The organism is Pelodictyon luteolum DSM 273, from assembly GCF_000012485.1.
Lineage (GTDB): Bacteria > Bacteroidota > Chlorobiia > Chlorobiales > Chlorobiaceae > Chlorobium > Chlorobium luteolum.
The window spans coordinates 2,309,671-2,336,531 of record NC_007512.1 but is presented as its reverse complement, the minus strand read 5'-3'; the positions used below and the strand labels follow the sequence as shown (position 1 = coordinate 2,336,531).

The window sequence follows — 26,861 nt, the reverse complement described above, 5'->3', positions numbered from 1 at the left end:
ATAAGCCATGGCATTTGAACTCGATCCGGGCCTGTTCGACAGCGACCAGTCGAAAGGCGTTACGATCAGGATCGTCGGCGTTGGCGGCTGCGGAGGAAACGCCGTCAACAACATGATCGACCGCAAGATCAGCGGCGTGGAATACATCGTGATGAACACCGACCGCCAGGCCCTTCTGAACTCCAAGGCTCCGCTTCGGGTGCAGATCGGACGGCGGGCCACCGGCGGGCTTGGTGCCGGCGCGGATCCTGCACAGGGCCGACAGGCGGCAGATGACGACCGCGACATCATCGCTGCCCAGCTCGAGGGCGCCGACATGGTCTTCATCACCGCCGGCATGGGTAAGGGCACCGGAACGGGTGCGGCTCCGGTCATCGCCTCAATCGCCCGGAACATGGGCATCCTCACCATCGGAGTGGTCACACGCCCGTTCGGGTTCGAGGGCGACGTGAAAGCACGCATTGCCGACGGGGGCATTGCCGAGCTGCGTAAGTACATCGACACCCTCATCATCGTCGAAAACGAAAAGATCCTCAGCATCGCAGAGGAGGGGGTCAGCGCCACAGAAGCTTACAATATGGCCAATGACGTCCTCTACCGCGCCGCAAAGGGGATTGCCGATATCATAACGAGCCACGGACACGTCAATGTTGATTTCGCTGACGTGCGCAGCATCATGTCGGGGGCAGGAGATGCAGTCATGGGATCGGCGGCAGCCGCCGGCGAGCGCTGCGCCCTCAAAGCGGCTTCGGACGCGCTCGGCAGTCCGCTGCTCGAGGGAATCTCCATCAATGGATCGAAAGGCGTGCTGGTGAACATCACCGGAGGGGTCAGCATGCGCGACCTTTCTGAGGCTATGAGCTTCATTGCCGAACAGGCAGGAGGGGAGGCCAAAATCATCAACGGCTATGTCGACGAGCAGCTCGTCGGCGGCGAGGTCCGGGTGACGGTCATCGTCACCGGATTCAAGCGCAAGGACCAGGAGCCGCCGAAGCCCCGGGAGCGGGAGGAGCCGCCAGCCATGACTTCCGGAATGAGGACGGTTCCGCCCCGGCAGCACCGTTCACATCAGATGCCCTTCGCCGCTCAGCAGGGAGCTGCCGCGGAGCGTCCGGACGAGGATCTCAGGGTTCCTGCCTACATCAGAAAGAATATCCAGATATCCGGCCCCTATGATGCGGCCGGGCGAATGACAGATGGCCAGGGCGGCGGGTTCGGTCGTGCCTCCGCCGGACGGAATGGAGAACATGAAGATATAATTCAGAAAGGTCAGTCAGATCTTCCGGCCCATCTTCGCCGAACAAAAAATTGGATCTGACAGGGTTTTTCTGCTAGACAATTCTTGTCATGAAGTATCACGCGCTTTCCGCTGAGGAGGCGGTTTCCAGGATAAAGTCGGGCGACCGGGTGTTTCTGCATACTGCAGCGGCAACCCCGCAGCGGCTCATCGACGCCATGGTCGGGAGGGCCGATGAGTTGAGAGACGTGGAGATCGTCAGCCTGCACACGGAAGGAGAGGCCGCCTATGTGCGACCTGAATACCGTGAAAGCTTCCGCCTGAACTCGCTCTTTGTCGGCAGGAATGTCCGTTCCGCTGTACAGGGGGGCGATGCAGACGCCATTCCGGTCTTTCTCTCAGACGTTCCTTCGCTGTTCCTGAACGGCGTGCTTCCCCTCGACGTTGCCCTTGTCCATGTTTCCCCTCCTGACCGCCACGGATTCTGTTCGCTCGGCGTATCAGTCGATTCCGCGCTTGCCGCCGTTCACGGGGCAAAGCTTGTGATTGCACAGGTCAACCCTAATATGCCACGTACACACGGCGAGGGAATGCTGCATGTCAGCAGGATCCATGCTATGGTCGATGTCGATGACCAGCTTCCCGAGACCGCAGCTCATGAGCTGACCGAGATCGAGCTCAGCATCGGTCGCCATATCGCTGGCATCGTCGAGGACGGGGCTACACTGCAGATGGGCATCGGCGCCATTCCCGACGCTGCCCTTGCGGCCTTGTCCGGTCATCGCGACCTCGGCATCCACTCCGAGATGTTTTCGGACGGTGTTGTCGAACTGGTGGAAAAAGGGGTCATCAACGGTTCGAAGAAGAACACCCACCGCGACATCATCGTGGCGAGCTTCCTTGTCGGGACACGCCGCCTCTATGACTTTGTCGATGACAACCCGCTCGTGGAGATGTTTCCTTCCGATTACGTGAACGACACCCGAGAGATCCGTAAGAACCCGAAGGTTACGGCCATCAACAGCGCCATTGAAATCGACATGAGCGGCCAGGTCTGTGCGGATTCGATAGGCCAGAGGCATTTCTCCGGTGTCGGCGGCCAGATGGACTTCATCAGGGGCGCCGCTCTTTCTCCCGGCGGCAAGCCGATCATTGCGCTGCCTTCGACGACGCGCAAGGGGCTCTCGCGGATCGTCCCCCGCCTCCAGCCGGGTGCCGGTGTGGTGACAACGCGTGCCCATGTGCAGTACGTGGTGACTGAATACGGCATTGTCAACCTGCACGGCAAGAACCTCCGCCAGCGGGCTGAAGCGCTTGCCAGCATCGCCCACCCGGATTTCCGCGAGGATATCTGCAGGGAGGCACATGCCGTCTACGGGGCCTACAATAAGTCATCGATATGCTGCTAGCGCCCCTTGGCCGGCAGCGGGCGGCATGCTGATTCTGCCGTGCCTGTTTCAGTGTAAAGAGAAAGCCTTCTTCCCTGCAGTACGGGAAGAAGGCTTTTCTTGTTTGCATCCGGGGCGACGCCGGCAAAGGGCTGCGCCCTCCTGGCGCCGGTGTCTCAGGCGGGCTTGACCGCTTCGCAGAGCAGGTGGTCGTATTTGCGGACCATGCGCACATCGGTGAAGCCGATCGACTCGAGTATCTGTCGGTAGGCTTCCTGCGACTTGAACCCGAGCACGGAGAACGGCATGCCGGCGCCGAGGATGTAGTGGCTCAGGTAGTCGAAGTTGGGGTTCTCCCGGTCATCGACGATCATGTCGAGGATCAGGACTTTGCCTCCGGCCGGAACGGCGTCATAGGCCTTCCTGCACATCATTTCGGTCAGCTGTTCGTTTGCTGAATAGAGGATTCTGCAGAACATCACGGCATCGGCTGCCGGATAGGCATCCTTGTAGATGTCCACGGCTGCTCCGCGGAGCCGTCCCCCGACGCCCTGTGCGACGGCATTCTCATCGACCAGGCCGATGGCGCCGGGAAGGTTGAGGATGGTGGAGTCGAGCTGCGGATGCTTTTTCAGAAGGGCTGCGGAGATGTCGCCGATGCCGCCTCCGACGTCGACAAGGGTTTTGGTGCCTTCAAGGCGGGCCTCTTCAAGCAGGAGTTTGATGGCGAAATGGGCGTTGCTTCGGTGGATCTCCTCGAAGTACCAGTTGTCTTCGCGTGTTACAGGCGGATAGGGTACTTCGCCCTTGAAGTTGAGATTTCCCTTGACCGCATCGGCCATTTTCAGGTAGAAGCTGTCGGCAAGGTGCGCCATGGCTTTGGCCACCGGAACCATAAACATGTTGGGTTGATCGGCAGCGGGGACGAACATGGTTCTTGCCATCGGGGTGAGGTCCCACTGGCCGGCATTTTCAGTAGTTACGCCGATCTGGCGGAGAGCCTCAAGGAGCATGCCGAGCCTCGGGGGTACAGCACCTGCTTCTCTGGCCAGAGTTGCAGTATCTTTTGCTCCATCTGCAAGCAGGGCGAAAAGATCGAGTTCCAGGGCGGCCTTGAAACATCCGAATTCCACAAGTCCCTTGAAAATCAGCTCGTTGGCTCTGTGGTTTTGTTTCAGTAACGCTATTTCGTTCATGGTTGGCGTTATGCTTATTGTTGTAAGAAGGAGAATACCGAACACAGTAAAATTTAAATTTAGGCTAAATGCTGTTATGAAACAACTGTGCGGTGTTCAGCCTATGTGTTATAATTACGTTATGTGCGCTCTTTCTGGAGTGGACGGTGAGTTAGAGGAATGAGTCAAACGCGAACATAATCCAACAGGAGGTGGCCGATGCTTCCAACCCTTTCTGCATTAACCCAGTCCCAGATCGAGGAGATACGGAGTCTGGAGAGGGAGCTTGGCAAGACGATCCTTTCATTCTCCGGGTGCGAGGCATCCTTTGAGGAGCTGAGCCCGGGTGAGCTTGAGAGAATCCGTGAGCTTGAAGACAGGATCGGCACCATGCTGGTCGCTGTCAAGGGTGAGGACTGCCGGGCCTGATACCGATTACCGCAGCCATCCTTCCCGTCCGGCCGTTGTCCCGCCGGTAGGAGAAGAACATCCCTTCGTCCCTGAAGGAACAGTAGGGCGCATGCTCCACTTGCCCTCCGGCCACTCCCGCCTGCAGGAGCTGCATGCGGTTGGCCGCAGCAAGGTCCAGAAAGCGTTTTCCCTCATCGCCCGGAATACTGCATTCCTCTGGAAATGCCGCGGCAACTTCCGCCCCCACCTCGTACTCTTTTCCGCTGATCCCTGTGCCGATCCATGCTTCGCAGGATTCCGGCCGTGATCCGAACGCTTCCCCCATCGCATGCAGGGTCTTTACGGCTATCCCTGCGGCTGTTCCCTGCCATCCTGCGTGCGCTGCGCCGACGGCACGGTGTTCCGGATCATAGAGGAACACCGGCAGGCAGTCGGCGGTGAAGATGCAGAGCCAGAGGTCTTGGGTGTCGGTGATGAATGCATCGTAACCGCTGTGGCGTCCGGGCTGCCGGGCATGGAGCACCTCAGTGCCGTGAACCTGCAGGGATCCGACGGTCCGCGATGCATCGAAGCCGGCCGCTGAGGCCAGGACCTGCATATTATTCTGTACCCGCTGAGGGTCGTCGCGGGTGTTTTCCCCGAGGTTGAGGGATCTCCATGGGTCGGGGCTCAGGCCGCCCCGGCGCGTGCTCTGCAGTGCAAGGATGCCGCCGGAGCTGCCGAAGGTTTCGGGGGTGATGAATGCCGCATTGCCCTCATGGCGGAGATGCTGTTCCTGTTCCATAATTCAGTTGTGTATTTCCGGGGGTTGCCATGCCGTAGCCTTCCGCGTCCGGCCTTTGGGTGGAAAATAGCAATTTCCTGCAACGCGAATCTCCTTTCGCCTAAATGCACCGGGAGCTTCACGATGTCGGGCAAGAGTGTTATCTTCATGGACAGATGAGAGCTACCTAGTGCAACCAGAGGGGGGCCGGACGATGCAGAAGCAGGATGATGAGCGATTCCCGGACTATTTCGGCCGTTCTGTCCGCGCACTCTCGGACTATCTGGGCATCGGCCTGCAGATTGCCGTGAGCTTTGCCCTGTTTGTGCTGCTCGGCTACTGGGCAGACGAGCAGCTCGGATCCTCCCCCTTCCTTCTCCTGCTCGGCGTCCTTCTCGGCATGGCCGGAATGTCGCTTGTGCTGTGGAAGGTGCTCCGTGCAGCCAACCGCAAAGGGAGGCACCCCCGTTAACCAGAACCAGCCCCGGCGATGAAACCATTGTTTGATTTTCTGTTAAAGTTATGTATCTTGTCCGTCATTTTATGGGGGGTGATAGCCTACGGGCTTGCACCCGGCAGCGTGGATCTCCGCTCGGTTTTCATTGCCTGGGTCATGATCGTCACGAACACGCTTGCCGGCTACCTGCTCTTTGAGTACGCGTTTGACCGGGAATCGCAGGTGTTCACCAAAGTGGTGTTCGGCGGTCTCGTTGTCAGGCTTCTCGTCCTGATGGTCCTCGTCGCCCTCGTCATTCTGAGGGACCTGGCCGTCATCAACGATTTCGTGCTCTCGTTTTTCGCTTTTTACTGTATTTATGTGATCGTCGAAATCCTCGGCTACCAACGGAAGAACAAACAGAAAAAGAACGCTGCATGAAACGGGTCAAAGTCATTCAGATCAAAGGTTTTTTTAGGGTCATGGCGCTTCTGGCGCCACTTCTGCTGAATGCATACCTGCCGGTGCAGGCATCCGAAGAGCATGCCGCCCCGGTTGCCGCCGTCGTCGCTGCGCACGCTGAGGCCGCAGTCGACCCCGCCCTGGAGCCTGCTCACGCAGAGCCTGCCGGGCACGAAGATGAGAAGGCAGGCGACGTGATCATGCATCACATCCTCAACTCTCACAGTTTCTCCTTCGAGCCTTTCGGCACGATCCATCTTCCCACCCTTCCCCCGGTTTTCGGCATCGACATATCCATCACGAAGCACGTTGTGATGCTCTGGATCGTTTCGGCCATTCTCCTCGTCCTTTTTTCCTTTGTCGGCGCAGCCTACCGTAAGATCACCCCGAAGACCGCGCCTTCCGGCGTGGCCAACACCATGGAGGCGCTCGTCGAGTTCATCCGCCTCGACGTGGCCAAGTCAAACATCGGCCACGGCTACGAGGCTCATCTGCCCTATCTGCTGACGGTGTTCATGTTCATCCTGCTCTGCAACATCCTCGGTCTCATTCCCTACGGCGCGACGGCCACCGGCAACATCAACGTTACTCTGACGCTCGCAGTCTTCACGTTCTTCATCACCCAGGCCGCCTCTCTCAAGGCTCACGGGCTGAAAGGTTATCTCACGCACCTGACTGCAGGTACCCACTGGTCGCTCTGGATCATCATGATCCCGATCGAAGTGATCGGCCTCTTTACAAAGCCGTTTGCGCTCACTGTCCGTCTGTTTGCAAACATGACGGCCGGTCATATCGTCATTCTCAGCCTGATCTTCATCAGCTTCATCCTTAAGAGCTATGTCGTCGCGGCTGCAGTATCGGTCCCCTTTTCAATCTTCATCTACCTGCTTGAGATTTTCGTGGCGTTCCTGCAGGCCTTCATCTTCACCATGCTCTCGGCGCTCTTCATCGGGCTTGCCACGGCGCATGAGGGCGGTGAGGCCGAAGCGGCGCACCACTGAAAAGATGTCTGGATTATTGGGGAATAAGTAGTATTTTTCGGCTTTTCATCAACAGGTTCAATACTGCTAGTCAGCGTTAGCGAACAACTTAAAACAACAAACGGAGGTAATTACAAGATGGAAGGAATTGGATTGGGTTATTTGGGCGCAGGTCTCGGCGCCGGCCTTGCAGTCATCGGCGCAGGCCTTGGTATCGGTAACATCGCAGCTTCTGCGGCAGAGGGTACCGCCCGCCAGCCTGAGGCAACTTCCGATATCCGTACCACCATGATCATCGCAGCTGCTCTTATCGAGGGTGTTGCGCTGTTCGGTGAGGTTATCTGTGTGCTTCTCGCCCTCAAGTAAGCTTTTTCTAAGCCTACGAGAGCGACACAGAAGTCATCCCGATTGCGGCAGGGTTCGCCTCGGCCGCAATCGGATTTTATCAACCGTTAACGGTAAACATTGTCCATGCTTACGTCGGGAAACATCCTACTTGCCGGCAGTCTTCTGAGCCCTGAACCCGGTTTGATTTTCTGGACGACCATCACTTTCGTCCTCGTGCTCATCATCTTGAAGAAGATAGCCTGGGGTCCGATCATCAGTGCGCTTGAAGAGCGCGAGAAAGGTATCCAGTCTTCCATCGACCGTGCACACGGTGCGAAAGAAGAGTCTGAAGCAATCCTCCGCCAGAACAGGGAGTTGCTTGCCAAAGCCGATGCAGAAGCCGACAGGGTCATCCGCGAAGGCAGGGAATATGCCGAGAAGATCCGTGCGGAGATCACTGAAAAGGCTCATCAGGAGTCGCAGAAGATGATCAGTGCCGCAAAAGAAGAAATTGAGCAGGAGAAGCGCCGTGCGCTTGCCGAGCTCCGCAACGAAGTTGCAGATCTGGCCGTCCGTGGCGCTGAGAAAATTATTCGCGGCGTGCTGGATGCTGATGTGCAGAAAAAGGTCGTGGACAGCATGATCCAGGATCTTTCCACCAATCGTAACTGAAAACGGGCCTGAAATGTCAAGTGTAATTGCAAGCCGCCGATATGCTTATGCCCTTCTTAGCGCTGCAGACGAGGGCGGTTTCCTCGACGATGTGACGGCTGAGATGGAGATGATCGGCGAAACCCTTGCCGGTTCCCGCGACCTGGTCCGCGTGCTTGCAAGCCCGCTGATCAACGGCGACCGCAAGACACATATACTCGAAGAGATTTTCCGGGGAAGGGTAGGAGAACGGATGATGCGTTTCCTGTCGCTTATCGCACGGAAGAAACGGGCCGGAATCCTGCGCGGGATAGCCTCTGAATTCAAGGTGCTGCTCGATGAGAAGAACGGGGTGGTCAACGCCGATGTGACCAGTGCGACGGAACTCAGCGGGGAGCAGGCAAAAGAGCTGGTCAACGGACTTGCCGCATATACAGGCAAGCATGTCAGGGCCCGCATGACTCTTGACCCTGAAATGATAGGCGGCGTGTCAGTCCAGATCGGCGATACGATTCTTGACGGGAGCATCCGCCATCAGTTGCAGGTTCTCCGCCGGACCCTGTCAGTCGAAGAAGCCTGAGATAGCCGGGGGGGGCTCCCTCTCTGCAGCCGCAGCAGGCGGAATACGCATTCACAGCCTGCCTCGTGCAGGCTGTTACTGTTTTATAGAAGGTGCCGTCTGGCGCCGTTCCGGGGCTTTAGCTCAGTTGGTAGAGCGTCTCGTTCGCAATGAGAAGGTCAGGGGTTCGACTCCCCTAAGCTCCACATCCAGCCCTGCATACTTTTACAATGACACGGGACCATGTTCCGGACACAATTGCATAACGGAGTCACTATGGCGGTCAAGAAAATCCCGCAGGCTACATCCTTTTCAGGCATCCGTATTCTCCCGTTACTGTTGCTGCTCTCCATCACCCTCACGCTTGCGTCGTGCTCATCAAGCCGACCGAAGATGAGCGCCGAGGAGCAGGTAAGTGTTGCCTACAGGAATGCGACCGAACTCTATCAGAAAAAGGAATACGAGAATGCGGCGGCATCGCTTGAGCCGCAGCTGTTTGCCTCCCGCGCAACCCCGCTTGAGGATGATGTGCTTTTTCTTCTCGCGCAGTCCTACTATGCCTCCAAGCAGTACCTGCTTTCCTCCGACATGTATGATCGCCTTCTGCAGCAGGTACCCTCCTCTCCCTACCGGGAAGCTTCACGTTACATGCTGGCCAAGTCCTACGAGCAGCTTTCTCCGGCATACGAGCGCGATCAGGAGTATACCCGTAGAGCCATTGAGGCTTTTTCGGAGTATCTGGCCGAGTACAGTCTGAATGATGCCGCCTCGACTGCCCGCGATCTCGACACCTACAGCGAGCTTCTGAAGATCGATCCATCCCGTGCTTCCTACCAGCGTGGCTATGAGGCTGCAAAGCTGGCCATGGCCCGCCAGGACAGCGTTAAATATGCCTCTGCTGCGATTCCCGTGCTGCACGACAAGCTAGGTGCGGCAACATACTCCATAGCAACACAGTATGTGAAGCTGAAAAAGTACAAGGCGGCCGCCATCTACTTTGAGAACGTGGTGCGTAACTACGGCGATACCCCCTGGATGAAGAAAGCCCAGTCGGGCCTCGTCGAGGTGCAGGTCAAGCGTGGAAAGTGGTTCGATGCCCGGCGAGCGCTTGATAGCTATCTCCAGAGCTACCCTGAGGATCTTGAAGAGATGAAGGATCTGCGTGAGGAGATCATGCGGAACTTCAGCAATTCCTGACGGGTCTCCTTGTGCACCTTGCGGTTTTCGGCGGGACTTTCGATCCGCCGCATAACGGCCATCTTGCTATGGCGCTGTTTGCCCGGGAGCTCCTTCCTGCCGACCGTATCCTGATTTCCGTTTCAGACAACCCCCTTAAGCCCGCATGCGGCGCTTCCGACAGGCAACGGCTTGACATGGCTGAGCTGCTTTCCCTTGAAATCAACCGGACCGGCATGAACGCTGAAGTAACCGGCTGGGAACTGCAGCAGCCGCGCCCGTCCTATACCGTCGACCTGCTCAGATTTGTCCGTTCCTCTCATCCCGATGCCAACCTGACCCTCATTGTCGGAGAGGACAGTTATCAGGACTTCCCGCGGTGGAGGGACCCGGAGGGCATATTTGCGCTTGCAGATGTAGCGGTGTTCAGGCGCAGAGGAGAAGATGAGTCAGATGAGATTGCCGGAGACAGCCGGGTGCGATGCATTGCATTCGATGCCCCGGTATCCTCGACCATGGTGCGTGAGTTTAGCGCGACGGGCAAATCGTTGCGGGGGCTTGTTCCGGAGACTGTCATGCAGTACATCCTTTCCGAAGGGCTCTACCGCGAGGCGTAGCTGCCGGCGTATCCATACGCCTACATGGATTCCGGTGCAGAGATTCCGAGGATCCTGAATCCGTTCTGGAGTACCTGGCGAACAGCCACAGCAAGGAAGAGTCTGGCTTCTGCAATTTCCGGCTCTGCCTTAAGGATCGGGCACTCCTGGTAGAAGCGATGGAAGAGTTCTGCGATCGAATGCATGTAGTCGACCATCTTCTGCGGCTCAAGCATCCTGAACGCCGAGCGTGACGCTTCACCGAAGTCCAGAATACCGAAGGCAAGCTGCAGTTCTTCAGGGGTGGTGAGGCGCATCAGTACGCCCGGTTCGGGACGTTTCGCAGCATCAAAGCCTATTTCGCTCCAGGCCAGCCGGAGCAGGCTGCAGATCCTCGCATGGGCATACTGCAGGTAGAAGACCGGATTGTCCTTTGACTGCTTCTTTGCCAGCTCTACATCAAAGTTCAGGTGCGAGTCTTTGCTGCGCATGATGAAGAAGAGGCGTGTGGCATCAGGGCCGACGTCGTCAATGAGGTCGTCGAGCAGGTCGGCGTTTCCCTTTCGGGTGGACATTTTGACAGTTTCGCCGTTCACCGTCGTCGTGACGAACTGGTTGATGGCGATTCGGACATGTGCGGTATCGTGGCCGAGGATTTTCAGCGCCTCGAGAACGTCCGGATACTCGTCAATATGGTCTGCTCCGAACACGTTGATGATCATGTCAAAGCCGCGGGCATACTTGGTGACGTGGTAGGCAATGTCCGGCAGGCGGTAGCTTGGTTCCCCTGAAGATTTGATGAGCACCTTGTCTTTCTCCTGGCCGAGCTTTGTCGTGAGGAACCATGTCGCCCCATCGTATTCCCCGATGAATCCTTTCTCCCGCAGGCGGTCGATAACGTTCTGGTTGGGCGAAATGCCGTTCAGGTCGGCAGTGTAGAGGGTATGCTCGTTGAAGAACGAATCATGGACGATGCCGAGCCTTCCGAGTGTCTTTTGGATTGAGCTGAAGATGATGGATTCGGCTTCGCTGCGGAACGGTTCGATGGATTCCACATGAAGAAGATCTTCACCGTGCTCGCTGTGGATCTTTTCGGCAATCTCACCGATGTAGCCGCCCTTGTAGTGGGTGTCGGGGAAGTCGATGGTTCTGCCGCACAGTTCCATATAGCGGTACCGCACCGATTCGCCGAGAATCTGCATCTGTCGGCCGGCATCGTTGAAATAGTATTCACGGTTAACATGGTACCCCTGCGCCTCTGCCAGGTTGGCGATGCAGTCACCGAGGACACCGCCGCGCCCACGTCCTATGGTGAGCGGTCCGGTCGGGTTGGCGCTCACATATTCGACAATGGCGGTCTTTCCCTGACCCTCGCGTCCCTTCCCGTATTCCGCACCTTCTCTGAACACCCGTTCGGCCGACTGCATGATGAACGCCGGTTCCATGAAGAAGTTGATGAATCCGGGGCCGGCAACTTCTGTTTTTGTGACTGTCCCTTCCGGAAAGCGGAAATGGCCGGTAAGCTCTTCGGCCAGCTGGCGGGGGTTCCGCTTGAGTTCTTTTGCCGCAAGAAATGCGATGTTTGTGGCATAGTCACCGAACTTCGGCGAAGTTGGCTTTTCGATGATGATAGACTGGCCGGTAGTGACTGAGGCCGAGCGGAGGGCGTTCTGGATCTCTGCTACGAGGAATGATTGCATTGCTGGTGTTAAGCTGGATTCGATTGATGCCGGCCGGCGGCGAGCCGCATGAGCGCGAGGGGATCAAGGCCTGTGAAGTCGTCGATGACCCGGACCACGTTGTCAAACCCGGCAAGTTCAGTGGCGCTGTTCGTTGTGGTGAGGCCGACGGCGGCCATTCCGGCGCTTCTTGCCGCTTCAAGACCGGGCAGTGCATCTTCGAAGACGATGCATGAGGATGGAGGGGCGCCTACAAGTTCTGCTGCGCGGAGAAAGATATCCGGGGCGGGTTTGCCGTGGGGAACGTCATCGGCGCATACGATGGCGCTGAATGCATTCTCCAGCCCGAGAAGGCGGAGCACGAACGCAATGTTCTTAGGCCCTGCTCCGGTACCGATGGCCAGTTTGATGCCGTGGCTGCGGGCGGTGTCGAGAAAGCAGAGAAGGCCCGCCATCGGCGCTATAAGGTCACGCGACATGACACGGTAGAGGAAGTCCTTCAGCTCTGTAAGCTTTTCAGCCTCCTCGGCACTGATGGCCGGATCAAGAAAGTATCGGAGGACGTCATGGCCTTTCATGCCGGCGGTTTCCACCAGATAGCGCTGTGCGTCCATTCCCTCGAGTCCGTAGTCGCGGAACAGCTGTACCCAGGATTCGGCATGGTGGTGCATGTTGTCGGTCAAGACTCCGTCCATGTCGAAAATGAAGGCCTGTGTCGTGGCATGTTCCATTACTGTTCTCCCAGTTGCATTGCAGCGCGGACTTCCTGCATGGTCTCATTGGCAATCACTCTCGCTTTGTTTTCACCTTCAAGCAGGATCGAACGAACGAGCCCCGGGTTGCCTTCATACTGTTTTCTCCTCTCGAGGATCGGTGCAAGCTCTTCGGAGATGGCTGTGGCGCACATCCGCTTGCAGTCGACGCAACCGAGCGCTCCCGAGCGGCAGTCCTCTTCGATGCTGCAGAGCCGCTCGGGGTTGCTGAAGCGGTTGTGATAACTGAATACGGAGCATACTTCGGGTCGGCCGGGATCGTTTTTTCTCTGTTTCAGCGTGTCGGTCACGGCATTGCGCATCTTTTTCTGGACCTCATCGGGCCCGTCCGAAAGCAGGATGGTATTTCCGAGTGACTTGGACATCTTCGCCTTCCCGTCGAGGCCGACGAGGCGCGAGAATTTCGTGATTTTCGGTTCGGGCTCCAGGAATACTTCGCCTTTCGTCGGGTGCGGGTAGTGGTTGTTGAACTTCCTGGCGATCTCTCTGGTGATCTCGACATGCGGGATCTGGTCTTCACCGACGGGAACGACGCTTCCCTTGTAGAGCAGGATGTCGGCGGCCTGAAGCACCGGATAGCCGAGATGCCCGTAGGTAAGGGATTCCATCTGCAGATCGCGGACCTGCTCCTTCAGGGTCGGGTTCCGCTCCAGGCGGGCCGAGGTGATGAGCATCGAGAAGATGAGGAAGAGCTCTGTATGTTCCTTGACCTGCGACTGGCGGAAGACCGGGCTTTTTTCCGGGTCGACGCCTGCAGCGAGCCAGTCGGTGAGCATGTCGATGGTATGGCCGTAAATCTCGCTGGTGTCGAGCGAGGTGGTCAGGCTGTGGTAGTCGGCGATGAGAAAGCAGGTCTCATAGAGCCTTGAGCCGTCAGGGGCCCTGAGGTTCTGCTGTTCAATCCAGTTTTCAAGCGCTCCTGTGTAGTGGCCGAGGTGCAGCTTTCCGGTCGGCCGCATCCCGCTCAAAATCCTCTGTGTTCCCATAAAATGAATGTTGCCGCAACGGGCGGCAGTGCGCCTCCAGGAGGCTTGGTGGTGAAATTCAAAGAAGTTATAACAGTTCGGATAAAGATAAAAGGGCTATGTTTGTTTTTTGAGCCCGCTGCGCTATATTATGCAACTTGTTTCGATTTTCTTTTGTTGCATTCTCTTCACAGAAGAACATGTCGAAAACCTCTATTATTGGAGAGTAAGTCCTATACAACACTTGGTTGCCCAACCATGTCAGATCCGGAAGGAAGCAGCATCCGGCAATTCAGGTGTGTGATATAGTCAGCTTGCTCTCCTTTTTTTATTTGATCTTTTAATTTTTACTGAACAACAGGCAAGGGAGTCCGCCATGGCATCGGCTATCACTAAACAGGAACTGCTTTCCGATCAGGTAAAGCACATCGACATCAAAGAGACGAACGTCGTCCCGCTCATCGACCAGATGGCCGATACGGCCTTCCAGGCCCGCAATCTTGCGCGAGCGGCATCAATCGTCGACCGAATGCAGAAGGATCATGAGTGCGCCGTCATCCTTACGCTTGCCGGCTCGCTCATCAGCTCCGGCCTGAAGCAGGTCATCATCGACATGCTTGAGAACAACATGGTGGACGCCATTGTTTCCACCGGTGCCAACATCGTCGACCAGGACTTCTTCGAGGCTCTCGGATTCCGCCACTACAAGGGAACCCCCTTCATCGATGACGCCATCCTGCGCGACATGCATGTCGACCGCATCTATGACACCTACATCGATGAGGACGACCTGCGCGTCTGCGACGAGACCACAGGAAAGATCGCCGACTCCATGCCGCACGGTGCCTATTCCTCGCGCGAATTCATCATTGAGATGGCCCGGTACATCGAGGCGAACGGACACGACCGCAACTCCATAGTCTACAAGGCGTATGAAAAGGGTGTGCCGATCTTCTGCCCGGCATTCTCCGACTGCTCTGCCGGATTCGGGCTGGTGCACCACCAGTGGAACAACCCCGGAAGCCATGTCAGCATCGATTCGGTGAAGGATTTCCGCGAACTTACCCGCATCAAGATCGAAAACGACCGGACCGGCATCTTCATGATCGGTGGAGGCGTACCGAAGAACTTCACTCAGGATATCGTCGTCGCTGCCGAGGTGCTTGGCTACGAGGACGTTTCCATGCACACGTATGCGGTGCAGATCACCGTTGCCGACGAGCGTGACGGCGCACTTTCCGGCTCAACCCTCAAAGAGGCCAGCTCCTGGGGTAAGGTCGACACCGTCTTTGAGCAGATGGTGTACGCCGAGGCCACCATCGCCATGCCGCTCATCGCAGGCTATGCATACCACCGGCGCAGCTGGGAGGGAAAGAAAGCTAAAAACTTCAACGAAATGCTTGACCGCCAGCAGGTTACGGCATAGGAGGAACCATGAAATTTTTCATCGATACGGCAAACCTCGACGAAATCCGTGCAGCCGAATCGCTCGGGGTGCTTGACGGCGTGACCACCAATCCCTCGCTCATCGCAAAGATCGTAGAAGATCCGGCGTCCTTCACCCGGAAGGATTTCATGGACCACATAAAGCGCATCTGCGAGATTGTCGACGGACCTGTAAACGCCGAAGTGACTACGCTCGATGCGGCGTCAATGGTCCGGGAAGGTGAGGAGCTTGCCGCAATCCACAATAACGTGGTGGTCAAGTGCCCCCTCACCATCGATGGACTGAAGGCGATACGAAGCCTTTCTGAAAAGGGCATCCGCACCAACGCAACCCTCGTCTTTTCGCCTAATCAGGCACTTCTTGCCGCGAAGGCGGGAGCGGGCTACGTCAGTCCGTTTGTCGGTCGGCTTGATGACATCAGTACTGATGGCATGGCCCTTGTCGGGCAGATCGTCGAGATCTACGACAATTACGGGCTCATGACCGAGGTGATTGTCGCCAGCATCCGCCACCCGCAGCATGTCGTCGAGTCGGCTCTCATCGGCGCCGACATCGCCACCATTCCCTACAGCGTCATACGTCAGCTGGCAAACCACCCGCTGACCGATGCCGGCCTGAAGAAGTTCATGGAAGATGCCGCCGTCATAAAGAAATAAAGCAGCGTCGTTTGCATGGGCGGGCGTTCAGTCCCGCCCATCAGCGGTTCAGCACCTCGACCCTCACTTTCGCCGTCCCCTGCAGGTAGAACCCCAGCTGTTTTGCCGCCTCGGCACTCAAATCAATAACACGGTCATCGACGAACGGTCCCCGGTCATTGACCCTGACCACGATGGAACGGCTGTTCTCAAGGTTCGTCACCCTGACTACCGAGGGCAGCGGCAGGTACTTGTGTGCAGCGCTGGGTTCCGCAGGGTCGAAGGGTTCTCCGTAGGCGGTCGGCTGTCCGTTGTTCTTGTCAAGTGTTTCATGGCCGTACCATGAGGCTCTCCCCACCTCTTCATAAGCCGTAGCCTGCTCATAGCTCATCGGAACGTAGATCCTTCCGTCGATGACGTAGGGGGTGTTCTTCAGTTTCCCCTGCCGGTAGGCCTCTTCGGGTGAAATGCGCGGCAGACGTTCCCTGACAAACGATCCTCTGGAGGATGAGCAGGAGCTGAGGGCCAGCGTGAGGATGATGCATGCGGGAAACAGTGCGTTCGACTTCATCAGAGAGGGTTCCTGTCCAGACGCCCGAAGCGGTGCCTTGGGCGGATTCCGGGGGTTTCAGAAGATTCTACATCTGTCTTTTCAATATACGGGAAATTCCCCTCTACCCCATTATATTACCTTTAAAGGCATATGCCGGAACCCTTTCGGGCGAAGCTTGCCGGTCCGATTGTATTTATCCACGCAACCAAAGCCTGCCTGAATGGTAACCATACACGCCGGAACAGCGGGGCGAAGCCCCTTCGGGGTGCTCGTCATCCACGGGTTCACGGCGAACAGGGAGAGCGTCGAGCTCCTCCTTAAGCCACTTCAGAGCCTTGGCATTCCAGTTTCCATACCTGTTCTTGCCGGTCATGGAGGTCCTTCGCCCGCAGCCCTGAAGGGGTTGCGGTGGCAGGACTGGCTCAATGATGCCGAAGCGGCGTTCAGGGAACTCGCAGAGCGGGCTGACCGCATCATCGTGGTCGGCCACAGTATGGGTGCTCTGCTTGCCCTCAACCTTGCGGTTCGTCATCCCGGAAAGGTCGATGCCCTGGTTCTTGTTGCTACGGCCATTCGTCTGGTCTCAGTGCTTGCGCCGGGCCGTCCGCTGCATTTTGCCGCTTTTCCGATCAGCCTCATGGTAAAGCGGTGGGGCTTGAAGTCCGTTTTTGCCGATCCCGAGGGGGCGGTCTGCCGGGGGCATTACGAATGGGTTCCGACCGATGCGGTCCTCTCGTTTTTCCGGCTCATAAGAAAGACCCAGAAGCTGCTCGCTGCGGTGCATTGTCCCGTATTCATTCTTCATAACCGCAGTGAGAGCACGGTGCTTCCTGAAAGTGTCGGTATCCTCAACAGCTCACTCGGCACGCCGGATTCCGATAGATCGGTCCTATGGCTCAGCCGTTCAGGACATCAGGTGTTCTGCGATTGCGAGCGCGAGGATGCTGTCGAAGCAATCGTCCGTTATGTGTCGGGGCGGATGGGCCGCAGTGAAGAGCGTTAAGGTCAGTCCTTGCGTTCCCCTCAGGATTTAACGGGACTGTAACGCAACCGCATTGTTTTCTTTCCGGCCGGCATGGTATGTTCCCCCTAACCGATAACAATGCCGCCGCCATGATCCGCCCATCAGCCAGTATGCAGAGGACATGGATTACCCTCTCGCTCCTCCTCCTTCTCCTGCCGGGTTGTTCGGTACGCAACACGGCCATCGGGGATGCCGTAGAGACGTCTGTCCCGACAGCACCACCCGCACGCCATGTGTTTCTTTTCATTGGCGACGGCATGGGGCTGGCTCAGGTTGAACTCGCCCGTGCACTCCTCCCGGAGGGGGACTCGCTTGCGATGACCTCTCTGCCGGTCACTGGACTCGTCTCGACTCATGCCCTTGACCACTACATAACTGATTCTGCAGCTGCAGGAACTGCTCTGGCCACCGGGCACGGCACAATGGTCGGCACCATCGCCATGGGCAGCAACCGGCTCGACACCCTCAAAACCATTGTCGAAATTGCTGAGACTGCGGGTATGCGGACCGGCATCGTCACGAGTGTCGGCATCGACAATGCCACTCCGGCCTGCTTTTACGCCCATAGCCCATCGCGTACGCGCATTCACGACATTGCCAGCCAGATGGTCGGTAGCGGTGTCGACTATTTCGCTGGCGGATACGCTGAAGGGAACTTCCCTCTCATGCGGGCACGTGCAGAACTGGATTATGGTGACATCGATTCCCTGATGCTGGCCGGCGGCTACCGGATTGCAAGGAACGCCCGTGAACTGCGGGAGGTTCAGCCGGGCAAGCCCGTCTGGGCGTACGGTCAATATGGCCGGAGTGCTGCCATGGCTTTTGCCATGGACGCCGATTCCCGGGAGATGGATCTCGCGGCATACACCGGCGAAGGGATCCGTCTGCTTGAGAACCCGAAGGGATTTTTCATGATGGTGGAGGGCGGAAAGATCGACTGGGCCTGCCATGGCAATGATGCGGCGGCGGTGGCGCATGATGTGGCATCATTCGACCGGGCTGTCCGTCAGGCGCTCGCATTCTATCGAAGCCACCCCTCCAGCACCCTCATCGTCGTCACCGCCGACCATGAATGCGGCGGACTCAGTCTCGGCAACACCGCCGGCGGATACGAAAGCCGGCCCCGGCTGCTCCTCAACCAGAAGCTGTCGCTTGAGCGCTTCATGGATAAGGTTGCGCTGTGGCGGAGCGAACGGCGGGTCACCTTCCCGATGGCGCTTGACAGCCTCGAAGTGTTTTTCGGTCTCGGTTCCCCCCGTGACTCCGCGCTAGTGCTCTCTGCCCGAAACAGGCGGGAGCTGCAGGTGGCGTTTACATCCTCCATGGCTCCGTTCCCGGCCCCTGACAGGTTTTCTCCGGCTGTCAGCGCGATCCTGAATCGCCGGGCGGGCATCGGGTGGGGGAGCAGGGTGCATACTGCGGTTCCGGTCCCCGTGTTCGCGATCGGAGCGCATGCTGGGATGTTCAGCGGCTCCTACCCGAACACTGTTCTCGGTCAACGGCTTATGCAGGCAGCCGGGTTCTCCGGCGCTACGGACCCTCATCCCGGGGAATTTTCCCCCGCTCCGGCGCGTTCTGCACCATGATCCCTTTCAGGGTGCTGAAGCAACCGACAACACTATGAACAACCAGAAAGCCTATGGCAGACATTTCAACGACCTGGATGGGGCTTGACCTCCGCAGCCCCGTGATTGCAGCAAGCTCAACCCTTACGGGCAGCGTTGACAACGTGGTGGAGGCTGCGCGGTGCGGTGCTGGTGCCGTGGTGCTGAAATCGCTCTTCGAAGAAGAGATTCTTATGGAGAGTGCTGAAAACCTCGCCGGCAACGAGCAGCGCTTCTGGTACGGTCAGGCTGAGGACTACATCCGGGAATACTCGCGCGGCGACGCCCTCAACCGCTACCTCGCACTGATCCAGGAATGCAGCGATGCCGTTTCGGTTCCCGTGATAGCCAGCATCAACTGCGTCACTTCCGGCGAGTGGGTGTCATTTGCCCGTGAGATGGAGGGGGCCGGAGCTGCGGGGCTCGAGGTCAACATCTTCGTGCCACCTTCCGACACATCGCGAACCGGTGCCGAAAACGAGCAGATATATTTCGATGTGCTTGAGCGGGTGACGCGCTCCGTCCACATCCCTGTTGCCGCAAAGATCAGCAGCTATTTTTCATCCATGTCGGAAACGGCCGGCCGGCTGTCGCGTTCCGGCATCGGCGGCATGGTGCTGTTCAACCGGTTTTTCTCGCCTGACATCGACATCGAAACCTTCGCACTTAAAGCGGGCCCGGTCTTCAGCACCGCGGGCGACCTGTACCAGTCACTCCGCTGGATTGCCATGCTCTCGGGAAGGACGGGGTGCGATCTTGCGGCCTCAACCGGCGTGCATGATGGCGAATCGCTCATCAAACAGCTGCTTGCCGGCGCCAAAGCCGTTGAGGTCGCTTCAGTGCTCTACCGAAAAGGGTTCGAGGAGATACGCATCATGCTCGGCGAGCTCGAGGATTACATGGACCGTCACGGCTTTGCGAGGCTCGATGAATTTATCGGCCGGATGGCGATGGGTGCCGTCCAAAACCCTGCAGGCTATGAGCGCGTGCAGTTCATGAAACATTTCAGCAACATATCATGACTATTCGAATGACCATTCGACCTTCCCCATGCGTATTCACGACCTGAGTCATTCGATTGCCGAGGGCATGCCCCTCTGGCCCGCCTCTCCCGTTACCCGTGTGCGGGACGCGGCCGGGTACGGGACGGAGGGCTATCTGGAGCGGGAGTACTCGTTTTCCTCTCATGCAGGGACCCATGTCGACCTGCCGCTGCATATGCTGCCGGAAGGCCGGTCGCTGGACGCTTGCCCGCTGGAAGCGTTTGCAGGAAGGGGGTTCGTGCTGGACGCTGCTCCGGAAAACGGCGGGGTGGTTACGGCCACTGTCATTGCCGCCGGCGCTCCTCCTGAGGGGAGTTGCGATTTCCTGCTGATCCATACCGGGTGGAGCAGCCGCTGGGGCAGCCCGTCCTATTTCGAAGCCTGCCCGTATCTGCAGGAGGAGGCGGCGCTGCTGCTTGTTTCTAAGGGTCTTAAAGGCATCGGCATCGACTCCCCCTCAATCGATCCACCGCTCGGGGACGCCTACCCGTCGCACCGGATACTGCTCGGCCATGGGCTGGTGGTCGTCGAAAACCTGACAGGACTTTTTCCCCTCATCGGGAAGCGGTTTCTTTTTTCCGCCTTCCCGCTCAAGATCGCCGGAGCCGAGGCTTCGCCGGTCCGGGCCGCAGCGATCGAAGAAGAAGAGGGGGCCGTGTGATTATTTTATTGGAAGTCGGTACCCAGCGCGTTACCTTACCGCCCGAAGGCGAAGCCGCGTGGCACCGCACTCCGTTCTTTCCCATTCACTCAATTCCGGATCAACCATCATGCCGTTGAACTCGTCCATCGCCAGGAAATCCCTCATGGCTCTTGCAGGCCTTTTCCTTGCGGTCTTTCTTCCCGTCCATCTCGGAGTCAATCTTCTGCTTCTTGTCCAGGATGGCGGCCGGAGCTTCAGCGTTGCCGCAGAGTTCATGGCCACAAACCCGGTCATCCGTATTGCCGAACCGGTGCTGTTTCTGGGCTTCCTTCTCCACATTATCTACGGCCTCATGGTATCGGGCGCGAACCGTGCCGCGCGTCCTGTCGGCTACCAGCGTCCAAACAGCAGCGACACCTCGCTCCTGTCAAAATACATGTTCCATACCGGCCTCATCGTTCTCGTGTTCCTCGCCCTGCACCTTGCGGACTTCTGGATGCTGAAGGTCGGCCTCGTGGCTCCGCCCGAAGGCATTGACCGGCATGACTTCTACAGCCGGGCACTCATCCTTTTCCAGAGCCCCTGGTACTCGAGCTTCTACATCGCTTCGTTCCTCTTTCTCGGCTTCCACCTGAACCATGCCATCCAGTCGGCCTTTCAGACGCTTGGCGTGAACCACAGCCGCTATACTCCGGTGCTGAAGCTCGCGGGATCGGCATATGCCATCCTCATGACAGCCGGATTCAGCCTGATTCCTCTCAGGTTGGCCTTTTTCCCTTAACCCCCTTACCGCTACCGGTACCGCAATGACAAGACTCAACGCCCAGATTCCCGAAGGCCCCCTTGCTGAAAAATGGACGGCATACCGTTCGGGCTGCAGGCTTGTCAGTCCGTCGAACAAGCGCAAGCTCGACATCATCGTCATCGGCACGGGCCTGGCCGGTGCTTCGGCAGCCGCATCGCTTGGCGAACTCGGATACAACGTGAAGGCGTTCTGCTATCAAGACACCCCGCGACGCGCCCACAGCATTGCCGCACAGGGCGGCATCAACGCCGCCAAGAACTACCCGAACGACGGTGACAGCATCCACCGCCTGTTTCATGACACCATCAAGGGCGGCGACTACCGGGCCCGTGAGGCCAACGTCTACCGGCTTGCCGAAGTAAGCAACAGCATCATTGATCTCGCCGTCGCTCAGGGGGTTCCCTTCGCCCGCGAGTACGGCGGCCTTCTGGCCAACCGCTCGTTCGGCGGAGCGCAGGTGTCCCGTACCTTCTATGCAAGGGGCCAGACCGGACAGCAGCTGCTTCTGGGTGCTTATGGAGCTCTTTCCCGCCAGATTGCGGCCGGCACCGTCACCCTCTACAATCGGCGCGACGTGCTCGATACCGTGCTTGTCGACGGTCGGGCGCGCGGCATCATTGCCCGCAACCTCGTCACCGGAGAGATTGAGCGTCATGCAGCGCACGCCGTAGTGCTGGCGAGCGGTGGCTACGGCAACGTCTTCTACCTCTCCACCAACGCCATGGGCTCCAACGTAAGCCCGGCCTGGAGTGCATACAGGAAAGGGGCGCTTTTTGCCAATCCCTCCTTCACCCAGATCCATCCAACCTGCATTCCTGTCCACGGCGATTTCCAGTCGAAGCTGACGCTGATGAGCGAAAGCCTCCGCAACGACGGCCGCATCTGGGTCCCGGCATTAAAAAAGGATGTTGAGCGCCTCAGGAGCGGAGAGATCACCCCGGCCGATATTCCAGAGTCGGACCGTGACTATTACCTTGAGCGCCGTTATCCCGCTTTCGGGAATCTGGTGCCGCGCGACGTGGCATCCCGCGCTGCCAAGGAACGCTGTGATGCGGGGTTCGGGGTCGGCCGCACCGGCATGGCCGTCTTCCTTGATTTCAAGGACGCCATCAAGCGCAAAGGGCATGACACCATAGAAGCACTCTACGGGAATCTCTTCCAGATGTATGGCCAGATCGTGGCAGAGGATCCTTACCGGACTCCGATGATGATCTATCCGGCTGTCCACTACACGATGGGTGGCCTTTGGGTCGACTATGAGCTGATGACTTCCATTCCGGGCCTGTACGCCATCGGCGAGGCCAACTTCTCCGACCACGGTGCCAACCGGCTCGGCGCATCAGCCCTCATGCAGGGGCTTGCCGACGGGTACTTCATCCTTCCGGCAACCATCAGCAGCTACCTTGCCGATGAGATCCACACCCCCCGCATCGACCCCGCTTCTCAGGAGTTCACCCTTGCGGCCGAAGCCGTCCGTGACCGCCTGAACCGGTATCTTTCGACCGGCGGCAGCCGGAGCGTCGACCACTTCCACCGCCGTCTAGGGCGGATCATGTGGGATCATTGCGGCATGGCGCGCAACGAGGCAGGCCTCCAGCAGGCACTCGGGCTTATCGGAGAACTCCGCCGGGAGTACATGGAAGATGTTCGTGTGCCCGGCAGGATGGACCGCTACAACCCCGAGCTTGAAAAGGCCTGGCGGGTCGCCGATTTCATTGAGCTCGGCGAACTCATGGCCCGCGACGCTCTCATGCGCAGGGAGTCGTGCGGCGGACATTTCCGCGAAGAGTTCCAGACCCCCGAAGGGGAGGCCATGCGCAATGATGATGAGTATGCGTACGTTGCCGCATGGGAGGCTGCTGCTGACGGCGCGGAGCCCTCCATGCAGCGTGAACGCCTCGAGTTCAACGACATCAAGTTATCGCAGCGCTGCTACAAGTAACGGGGCGGCTTGCCTGTGCCCCCATCACCATTTCAACGACGGTCATGAACTACACTCTCAGGATCTGGCGGCAGGAAAACGCCGAAGCAAAAGGCGGCATGGTTACCTACAAGGTTTCCGGCATTTCCCCCGACAGTTCGTTTTTCGAAATGCTCGACATCCTCAACCAGCAGTTGATCGAAGATGGCCAGGAGCCCGTTTCTTTTGATCATGACTGCCGGGAGGGGATCTGCGGCACCTGCAGCCTCTACATCAACGGCCGTCCGCACGGGCCAGTGAAGGGTGTGACCACCTGCCAGCTGCACATGCGCTCCTTCAAGGATGGCGACACCATCACGATAGAGCCCTGGCGGGCCAAGGCCTTTCCCGTCGTCAGGGACCTTATCGTAGACCGCAGCGCGCTTGACCGCATCATCCAGGCGGGCGGGTATGTCTCCATCAACACCGGAGGCGTGCCGGACGCCAACAGCATTCCTGTTCCGAAGGAGCGGTCGGACGATGCTTTCGACGCTGCAGCCTGCATCGGCTGCGGGGCATGTGTCGCGGCCTGTGCCAATGCAGCGGCTATGCTCTTCATCGGGGCGAAAGTCTCCCACCTTGCCCTTCTCCCCCAGGGAGAGATCGAGGCGGAGCGCCGGGTCATGAAGATGGTGGAATGTATGGACGGCCTCGGCTTCGGCGGCTGCAGCAATACCTACGCCTGCGAGGCGGAGTGCCCGAAGGGAATTTCCGTCACGAACATCGCCATTCTGAACCGCGGGTTCCTCACGGCTACCCTCATGAAGCAGAAAGAAAAGCCCTCGAAGGGCGAATCGTTCTGACTCAATCCTTGACGCAGCGGACGGAAAAACCAGTCTTCTTGTTCGCCTTTCCGCGTCTCAAGGCGGCGTCGAAGTAGCCGATACTGCGGCTCCATGCGGCTTTGTCTGAGGTTTCGGTCGATGTCCAAAGCCGGTTGTAGCTGCCGGGTTCCATGAACTCCCCATCCGTATCACGACGCGCCCCGGCCGGCAGCAGACCGAACCCGATGGTGTCTTCCGCTCCTTCGTTCGGCTCAGCCCAGCCCTGGACAGCCTTCAGTTTCCCGCCGGCCTCCCGTTCGCCCCCGAGCAGTTCCGAGAGCATGCTCCATTCTGCATCCGTGGCCACATGCCACCCCTCGGGCGCCAGCCCCCTCGGGTCATTGACCGCATACCAGTTATACATTTTTCCATACTTCTTGCCGTTTTCCGGGCTGTTGCTGTTCCAGCACCAGGCGGGAGTGGCAAGCGCTGCCCACTCTGCCCCATCTCTGACTTCGGGGATCAGCTCACCGTTCCGGAACCGGGAGACCGACAGGTTTTCGGCAGTCCATGTCATGGCGCCGGCACGCACAATCCGGTAGCTGTTGCCGTCGATGTCGACGGCTTCCGGTGCCGGTCGGGAGCAGGCGGCAGTGAAGAGGATGATGGTCGAGAGGAGGGTTCTTTTCAGTATTCGGTGCATGGTCGTCATCGTGGTGTGTTTACGGTCATATGCCAACAATCAAGGATAATATAGGAATGTTTCGAATTCCGCCGTCCCGGATCCTTAGACTGCTGCCGGCTCTGGATTTTGCCGATAGGGACAATCTGCGTAGATTGTACGGTGATTGTCAATCAAAACCCCTTCAGCATGAAGTCCTCCATTTTCCGCATGCTCATGTTGAGCATCCTCGTTGCCGCTCCGCTCCACGCTGTGCCCACAGCAACCCAGCCTGCCGCCGGGGAAGCGGGCGTAGCGTTCCTCCCGGAAGAACTGGTCTGGGTGGCGAACCCGAAGCTTCACGGTCTTGAGACAACGGTGCTCGCCGGCGATCCCGCTCTTCCGGAGTCATACGCCCAGCGCATAAAGCTTGCCCCTGGTACCCGCCTGGAACCGCATTTTCATCCGAACCAGGCCAGGATGGTGACCGTGCTGAAGGGGACACTCTACTTCGCCTTCGGGGAACGGTTCGACAATGCCACCCTTCGCGCCATGCCTCCCGGCAGCTTTTTCACCGAGCCGGTGAGGGTGCCTCATTATGCCGTGGCCGGCAGTGAGGAGGTCGTGCTCGAACTCCACGCAATCGGCCCCGATGGAACGACTTACGTTGGAAACGAAGTCCACTGAGTTTCTTCTGCGGGTTCCGGGGCATGAAGCCGGGTGGATGCCCCTTTTGGAAATAAAAGGGAAAAAGCGTAATAGAATGCATCCGGGCGCCGAAGCTTCTGCCCCCAGCGAACTAAATACAACGTATGGAACTGCTCTTTCTCCTTTTTCTGATTCTGGTCAACGGCATGCTTGCCATGACCGAAATAGCCCTTGTCTCCGCCAAGCGCTCCCGGCTGGCAAAACTGGCCGAGGGCGGCGACCGCCCCGCCTCGGTAGCAATCAAGCTCGGACAGGAACCAATCCGTTTCCTGTCGACCATCCAGATCGGCATCACCTCCATCGGCATCCTCAACGGCATCGTCGGTGAAGGAGCTTTTGCCGTGCCGTTGTCGGCATGGCTCGTATCGCTCGGTCTGGATCCGGACATCAGCCGCATTTCCGCCACCTTTGCCGCGGTTGTCTCCATTACCTATGTCACCATCGTCATCGGCGAACTGGTGCCGAAACGTCTAGGCCAGTTCAATCCTGAAGGGGTAGCCCGCTTCGTTGCACTGCCGATGCTCACCCTCTCTACTGCCACCCGCCCGTTCGTCAGGCTGCTATCATTTTCGACCGATGCCATCCTTCGCCTGCTCGGAAAGAATCCCGAAGAGGTGCAGCGCGTGACTGAGGAGGAGATCCATGCAATGCTTGAAGAGGGATCAGAGGCCGGAGTGATTGAGCAGCATGAACATGAGATGGTCCGCAACGTTTTCCGTCTTGACGACCGCCAGCTCGGCACCCTGATGGTGCCCCGGGCCGACATCGTTTTCCTCGATGTACTCCGTCCCGTGGAGGCGAATATTGCGAGGGTGACGGAGTCGGAGCATTCCCGATTCCCTGTCTGCAGCGGCAGCCTGCAGTCGCTTCTCGGTGTTGTCAATGCCAAGCAGCTGCTCTCCCAGTCGCTTCGCGGAGGGCTGACGGAGTTCACTTCCCAGCTTCAGCCGTGCATCTATGTTCCCGAATCGCTGACCGGCATGGAACTGCTCGACCATTTCAGGACTTCCGGCAGCCAGATGGTGTTCGTGGTCGACGAGTACGGCGAGATCCAGGGTCTCGTCACCCTCCAGGACATGCTCGAAGCGGTGACAGGAGAGTTCGTTCCGCGCAACAGTGAGGATTCATGGGCGGTCGAGCGCGAAGACGGCTCCTGGCTCCTTGACGGTCTCATTCCGGTTCCGGAACTCAAGGATACGCTTGAACTCAGAAGTCTTCCCGAAGAGGAGAAAGGCCGTTACCACACCCTCAGCGGACTTATGATGTGGATGCTCGGCCGGATGCCGCAGACCGGCGACATCATGACCTGGGAAAACTGGCGGCTGGAAATCGTCGACCTCGACGGCCAGCGCATCGACAAAGTGCTTGCCTCGAAGCTGCTCCGTGATTCCGCTCTGGAGTCGGTTGACGGACTTAACCCTTTATCCTGACATGCA

29 protein-coding genes, 1 tRNA gene and 1 other RNA gene are annotated in these 26,861 nt (G+C 58.2%); 24 read left to right on the top strand and 7 right to left on the bottom strand.

Translation table 11 applies throughout. The features are described from left to right. Positions 1–7: 7 nt before the first annotated feature. Entirely contained in the window at positions 8–1,318 is a 1,311-nt protein-coding gene (ftsZ, locus tag PLUT_RS10875; protein WP_011358817.1) for a cell division protein FtsZ, read from the top strand. Between the two features lie 29 nt (positions 1,319–1,347). Next, a complete protein-coding gene (locus tag PLUT_RS10870) occupies positions 1,348–2,646 on the top strand; it encodes an acetyl-CoA hydrolase/transferase family protein (protein WP_011358816.1) in 1,299 nt (432 codons plus the stop codon). A 155-nt stretch (positions 2,647–2,801) separates the two neighbouring features. On the opposite strand, the gene bchU is transcribed toward PLUT_RS10870, so the two are convergent. Then, entirely contained in the window at positions 2,802–3,821 is a 1,020-nt protein-coding gene (gene bchU / locus PLUT_RS10865) for a bacteriochlorophyllide d C-20 methyltransferase BchU (RefSeq protein WP_011358815.1), read from the bottom strand. Between the two features lie 198 nt (positions 3,822–4,019). Here bchU and PLUT_RS10860 point away from each other — a divergent pair, with 198 nt between their 5' ends. Further along, entirely contained in the window at positions 4,020–4,229 is a 210-nt protein-coding gene (locus PLUT_RS10860) for a hypothetical protein (RefSeq protein WP_011358814.1), read from the top strand. On the opposite strand, the gene pgeF is transcribed toward PLUT_RS10860, so the two are convergent. After that, positions 4,204–4,995: a peptidoglycan editing factor PgeF gene (gene pgeF / locus PLUT_RS10855; protein ID WP_011358813.1), complete on the bottom strand. Its 792-nt coding sequence runs from the start codon at positions 4,993–4,995 to the stop codon at positions 4,204–4,206. The genes PLUT_RS10860 and pgeF overlap by 26 nt on opposite strands. Positions 4,996–5,188: 193 nt before the next feature. Here pgeF and PLUT_RS10850 point away from each other — a divergent pair, with 193 nt between their 5' ends. The 9 genes from PLUT_RS10850 to nadD all read left to right on the top strand — a co-directional run bounded on the left by PLUT_RS10850 (position 5,189) and on the right by nadD (position 10,182). Next, on the top strand, positions 5,189–5,446 hold the full coding sequence (locus tag PLUT_RS10850; protein WP_011358812.1) for an AtpZ/AtpI family protein: 258 nt from the start codon (positions 5,189–5,191) through the stop codon (positions 5,444–5,446). An 18-nt stretch (positions 5,447–5,464) separates the two neighbouring features. Further along, a complete protein-coding gene (locus PLUT_RS10845) occupies positions 5,465–5,851 on the top strand; it encodes a hypothetical protein (protein WP_011358811.1) in 387 nt (128 codons plus the stop codon). Next, positions 5,848–6,873, top strand: coding sequence for a F0F1 ATP synthase subunit A (locus tag PLUT_RS10840; RefSeq protein WP_011358810.1), 1,026 nt, complete (start codon positions 5,848–5,850; stop codon positions 6,871–6,873). Before PLUT_RS10845 ends, PLUT_RS10840 begins: the two co-directional genes overlap by 4 nt. 117 nt (positions 6,874–6,990) lie before the next feature. Next, positions 6,991–7,218 (top strand): ATP synthase F0 subunit C, encoded by a 228-nt coding sequence (gene atpE / locus PLUT_RS10835; RefSeq protein WP_011358809.1) that lies wholly within the window; start codon positions 6,991–6,993, stop codon positions 7,216–7,218. A 105-nt stretch (positions 7,219–7,323) separates the two neighbouring features. Beyond that, the gene (locus PLUT_RS10830) at positions 7,324–7,851 is read left to right on the top strand and encodes a F0F1 ATP synthase subunit B (protein ID WP_011358808.1); all 528 of its coding nucleotides are present in this window, start codon (positions 7,324–7,326) and stop codon (positions 7,849–7,851) included. A gap of 13 nt (positions 7,852–7,864) precedes the next feature. Then, the gene (gene atpH / locus PLUT_RS10825) at positions 7,865–8,410 is read left to right on the top strand and encodes an ATP synthase F1 subunit delta (protein WP_011358807.1); all 546 of its coding nucleotides are present in this window, start codon (positions 7,865–7,867) and stop codon (positions 8,408–8,410) included. 112 nt (positions 8,411–8,522) lie between these two features. Then, positions 8,523–8,595: transfer RNA gene (locus tag PLUT_RS10820), tRNA-Ala, on the top strand. A gap of 70 nt (positions 8,596–8,665) precedes the next feature. Next, positions 8,666–9,586, top strand: coding sequence for an outer membrane protein assembly factor BamD (locus PLUT_RS10815; protein ID WP_011358806.1), 921 nt, complete (start codon positions 8,666–8,668; stop codon positions 9,584–9,586). 11 nt (positions 9,587–9,597) lie between these two features. Further along, positions 9,598–10,182 carry a nicotinate (nicotinamide) nucleotide adenylyltransferase gene (nadD, locus tag PLUT_RS10810; protein WP_011358805.1) on the top strand — a complete coding sequence of 195 codons (585 nt, stop codon included), beginning with the start codon at positions 9,598–9,600 and terminating at the stop codon, positions 10,180–10,182. A gap of 20 nt (positions 10,183–10,202) precedes the next feature. Here the strand turns inward: nadD and argS are convergent, their stop codons facing one another. From argS to trpS, 3 genes are read right to left on the bottom strand one after another with little or no spacing between them, the layout of a single operon-like run. After that, positions 10,203–11,861 carry an arginine--tRNA ligase gene (argS, locus tag PLUT_RS10805; protein WP_011358804.1) on the bottom strand — a complete coding sequence of 553 codons (1,659 nt, stop codon included), beginning with the start codon at positions 11,859–11,861 and terminating at the stop codon, positions 10,203–10,205. A gap of 8 nt (positions 11,862–11,869) precedes the next feature. Beyond that, complete coding sequence (locus PLUT_RS10800; protein WP_011358803.1) at positions 11,870–12,571, bottom strand: HAD family hydrolase; 702 nt, start codon at positions 12,569–12,571, stop codon at positions 11,870–11,872. Then, positions 12,571–13,599: a tryptophan--tRNA ligase gene (trpS, locus tag PLUT_RS10795; RefSeq protein ID WP_011358802.1), complete on the bottom strand. Its 1,029-nt coding sequence runs from the start codon at positions 13,597–13,599 to the stop codon at positions 12,571–12,573. The genes PLUT_RS10800 and trpS overlap by 1 nt, the downstream gene beginning before the upstream one ends. A gap of 203 nt (positions 13,600–13,802) precedes the next feature. Here trpS and ffs point away from each other — a divergent pair. From ffs to fsa, 3 genes are all read left to right on the top strand, one after another. Further along, positions 13,803–13,901, top strand: an RNA gene (gene ffs, locus PLUT_RS11620) — signal recognition particle sRNA small type. A 53-nt stretch (positions 13,902–13,954) separates the two neighbouring features. Then, a complete protein-coding gene (locus tag PLUT_RS10790) occupies positions 13,955–15,004 on the top strand; it encodes a 1,9-bis(guanidino)-5-aza-nonane synthase (protein ID WP_011358801.1) in 1,050 nt (349 codons plus the stop codon). A gap of 8 nt (positions 15,005–15,012) precedes the next feature. Continuing rightward, positions 15,013–15,681 carry a fructose-6-phosphate aldolase gene (gene fsa, locus PLUT_RS10785; protein WP_011358800.1) on the top strand — a complete coding sequence of 223 codons (669 nt, stop codon included), beginning with the start codon at positions 15,013–15,015 and terminating at the stop codon, positions 15,679–15,681. Positions 15,682–15,721: 40 nt separating this feature from the next. Here the strand turns inward: fsa and PLUT_RS10780 are convergent, their stop codons facing one another. After that, entirely contained in the window at positions 15,722–16,231 is a 510-nt protein-coding gene (locus PLUT_RS10780; RefSeq protein WP_011358799.1) for a septal ring lytic transglycosylase RlpA family protein, read from the bottom strand. A gap of 202 nt (positions 16,232–16,433) precedes the next feature. Between PLUT_RS10780 and PLUT_RS10775 the strand changes: the two genes are divergently transcribed. The 7 genes from PLUT_RS10775 to PLUT_RS10745 all read left to right on the top strand — a co-directional run bounded on the left by PLUT_RS10775 (position 16,434) and on the right by PLUT_RS10745 (position 24,095). Next, complete coding sequence (locus PLUT_RS10775; protein ID WP_011358798.1) at positions 16,434–17,216, top strand: alpha/beta hydrolase; 783 nt, start codon at positions 16,434–16,436, stop codon at positions 17,214–17,216. 131 nt (positions 17,217–17,347) lie between these two features. After that, positions 17,348–18,823: an alkaline phosphatase gene (locus PLUT_RS10770; protein ID WP_011358797.1), complete on the top strand. Its 1,476-nt coding sequence runs from the start codon at positions 17,348–17,350 to the stop codon at positions 18,821–18,823. A gap of 53 nt (positions 18,824–18,876) precedes the next feature. Beyond that, positions 18,877–19,863: a dihydroorotate dehydrogenase-like protein gene (locus PLUT_RS10765; RefSeq protein ID WP_011358796.1), complete on the top strand. Its 987-nt coding sequence runs from the start codon at positions 18,877–18,879 to the stop codon at positions 19,861–19,863. A gap of 28 nt (positions 19,864–19,891) precedes the next feature. Further along, a complete protein-coding gene (locus PLUT_RS10760) occupies positions 19,892–20,545 on the top strand; it encodes a cyclase family protein (protein WP_011358795.1) in 654 nt (217 codons plus the stop codon). A 109-nt stretch (positions 20,546–20,654) separates the two neighbouring features. Further along, positions 20,655–21,308 (top strand): succinate dehydrogenase cytochrome b subunit, encoded by a 654-nt coding sequence (locus tag PLUT_RS10755; RefSeq protein ID WP_011358794.1) that lies wholly within the window; start codon positions 20,655–20,657, stop codon positions 21,306–21,308. Between the two features lie 25 nt (positions 21,309–21,333). After that, entirely contained in the window at positions 21,334–23,274 is a 1,941-nt protein-coding gene (locus PLUT_RS10750) for a fumarate reductase/succinate dehydrogenase flavoprotein subunit (RefSeq protein WP_011358793.1), read from the top strand. 44 nt (positions 23,275–23,318) lie between these two features. Continuing rightward, positions 23,319–24,095 (top strand): succinate dehydrogenase/fumarate reductase iron-sulfur subunit, encoded by a 777-nt coding sequence (locus PLUT_RS10745; RefSeq protein ID WP_011358792.1) that lies wholly within the window; start codon positions 23,319–23,321, stop codon positions 24,093–24,095. A gap of 1 nt (position 24,096) precedes the next feature. Here the strand turns inward: PLUT_RS10745 and PLUT_RS10740 are convergent, their stop codons facing one another. Further along, positions 24,097–24,768 carry a fibrobacter succinogenes major paralogous domain-containing protein gene (locus tag PLUT_RS10740; protein WP_011358791.1) on the bottom strand — a complete coding sequence of 224 codons (672 nt, stop codon included), beginning with the start codon at positions 24,766–24,768 and terminating at the stop codon, positions 24,097–24,099. Between the two features lie 159 nt (positions 24,769–24,927). On the opposite strand from PLUT_RS10740, the gene PLUT_RS10735 reads away from it, so the two are divergent. Together PLUT_RS10735 and PLUT_RS10730 are read left to right on the top strand one after the other, a co-directional pair. Continuing rightward, positions 24,928–25,404, top strand: a complete 477-nt coding sequence (locus PLUT_RS10735) for a cupin domain-containing protein (RefSeq protein WP_011358790.1) — start codon at positions 24,928–24,930, stop codon at positions 25,402–25,404. A gap of 125 nt (positions 25,405–25,529) precedes the next feature. After that, on the top strand, positions 25,530–26,855 hold the full coding sequence (locus PLUT_RS10730; protein WP_011358789.1) for a hemolysin family protein: 1,326 nt from the start codon (positions 25,530–25,532) through the stop codon (positions 26,853–26,855). Positions 26,856–26,861 lie beyond the last annotated feature (6 nt).

Excerpts from the sequence above, each read along its gene's own strand:
- ftsZ (WP_011358817.1), top strand. The coding sequence starts at position 8 with ATGGCATTTGAACTCGATCCGGGCCTGTTCGACAGCGACCAGTCGAAA.
- PLUT_RS10870 (WP_011358816.1), top strand. The coding sequence starts at position 1,348 with ATGAAGTATCACGCGCTTTCCGCTGAGGAGGCGGTTTCCAGGATAAAG.
- bchU (WP_011358815.1), bottom strand. The coding sequence starts at position 3,821 with ATGAACGAAATAGCGTTACTGAAACAAAACCACAGAGCCAACGAGCTG.
- PLUT_RS10860 (WP_011358814.1), top strand. The coding sequence starts at position 4,020 with ATGCTTCCAACCCTTTCTGCATTAACCCAGTCCCAGATCGAGGAGATA.
- pgeF (WP_011358813.1), bottom strand. The coding sequence starts at position 4,995 with ATGGAACAGGAACAGCATCTCCGCCATGAGGGCAATGCGGCATTCATC.
- PLUT_RS10850 (WP_011358812.1), top strand. The coding sequence starts at position 5,189 with ATGCAGAAGCAGGATGATGAGCGATTCCCGGACTATTTCGGCCGTTCT.
- PLUT_RS10845 (WP_011358811.1), top strand. The coding sequence starts at position 5,465 with ATGAAACCATTGTTTGATTTTCTGTTAAAGTTATGTATCTTGTCCGTC.
- PLUT_RS10840 (WP_011358810.1), top strand. The coding sequence starts at position 5,848 with ATGAAACGGGTCAAAGTCATTCAGATCAAAGGTTTTTTTAGGGTCATG.
- atpE (WP_011358809.1), top strand. The coding sequence starts at position 6,991 with ATGGAAGGAATTGGATTGGGTTATTTGGGCGCAGGTCTCGGCGCCGGC.
- PLUT_RS10830 (WP_011358808.1), top strand. The coding sequence starts at position 7,324 with ATGCTTACGTCGGGAAACATCCTACTTGCCGGCAGTCTTCTGAGCCCT.
- atpH (WP_011358807.1), top strand. The coding sequence starts at position 7,865 with ATGTCAAGTGTAATTGCAAGCCGCCGATATGCTTATGCCCTTCTTAGC.
- PLUT_RS10815 (WP_011358806.1), top strand. The coding sequence starts at position 8,666 with ATGGCGGTCAAGAAAATCCCGCAGGCTACATCCTTTTCAGGCATCCGT.
- argS (WP_011358804.1), bottom strand. The coding sequence starts at position 11,861 with ATGCAATCATTCCTCGTAGCAGAGATCCAGAACGCCCTCCGCTCGGCC.
- PLUT_RS10800 (WP_011358803.1), bottom strand. The coding sequence starts at position 12,571 with ATGGAACATGCCACGACACAGGCCTTCATTTTCGACATGGACGGAGTC.
- trpS (WP_011358802.1), bottom strand. The coding sequence starts at position 13,599 with ATGGGAACACAGAGGATTTTGAGCGGGATGCGGCCGACCGGAAAGCTG.
- PLUT_RS10790 (WP_011358801.1), top strand. The coding sequence starts at position 13,955 with ATGGCATCGGCTATCACTAAACAGGAACTGCTTTCCGATCAGGTAAAG.
- fsa (WP_011358800.1), top strand. The coding sequence starts at position 15,013 with ATGAAATTTTTCATCGATACGGCAAACCTCGACGAAATCCGTGCAGCC.
- PLUT_RS10780 (WP_011358799.1), bottom strand. The coding sequence starts at position 16,231 with ATGAAGTCGAACGCACTGTTTCCCGCATGCATCATCCTCACGCTGGCC.
- PLUT_RS10775 (WP_011358798.1), top strand. The coding sequence starts at position 16,434 with ATGGTAACCATACACGCCGGAACAGCGGGGCGAAGCCCCTTCGGGGTG.
- PLUT_RS10770 (WP_011358797.1), top strand. The coding sequence starts at position 17,348 with ATGCAGAGGACATGGATTACCCTCTCGCTCCTCCTCCTTCTCCTGCCG.
- PLUT_RS10765 (WP_011358796.1), top strand. The coding sequence starts at position 18,877 with ATGGCAGACATTTCAACGACCTGGATGGGGCTTGACCTCCGCAGCCCC.
- PLUT_RS10760 (WP_011358795.1), top strand. The coding sequence starts at position 19,892 with ATGCGTATTCACGACCTGAGTCATTCGATTGCCGAGGGCATGCCCCTC.
- PLUT_RS10755 (WP_011358794.1), top strand. The coding sequence starts at position 20,655 with ATGCCGTTGAACTCGTCCATCGCCAGGAAATCCCTCATGGCTCTTGCA.
- PLUT_RS10750 (WP_011358793.1), top strand. The coding sequence starts at position 21,334 with ATGACAAGACTCAACGCCCAGATTCCCGAAGGCCCCCTTGCTGAAAAA.
- PLUT_RS10745 (WP_011358792.1), top strand. The coding sequence starts at position 23,319 with ATGAACTACACTCTCAGGATCTGGCGGCAGGAAAACGCCGAAGCAAAA.
- PLUT_RS10740 (WP_011358791.1), bottom strand. The coding sequence starts at position 24,768 with ATGACGACCATGCACCGAATACTGAAAAGAACCCTCCTCTCGACCATC.
- PLUT_RS10735 (WP_011358790.1), top strand. The coding sequence starts at position 24,928 with ATGAAGTCCTCCATTTTCCGCATGCTCATGTTGAGCATCCTCGTTGCC.
- PLUT_RS10730 (WP_011358789.1), top strand. The coding sequence starts at position 25,530 with ATGGAACTGCTCTTTCTCCTTTTTCTGATTCTGGTCAACGGCATGCTT.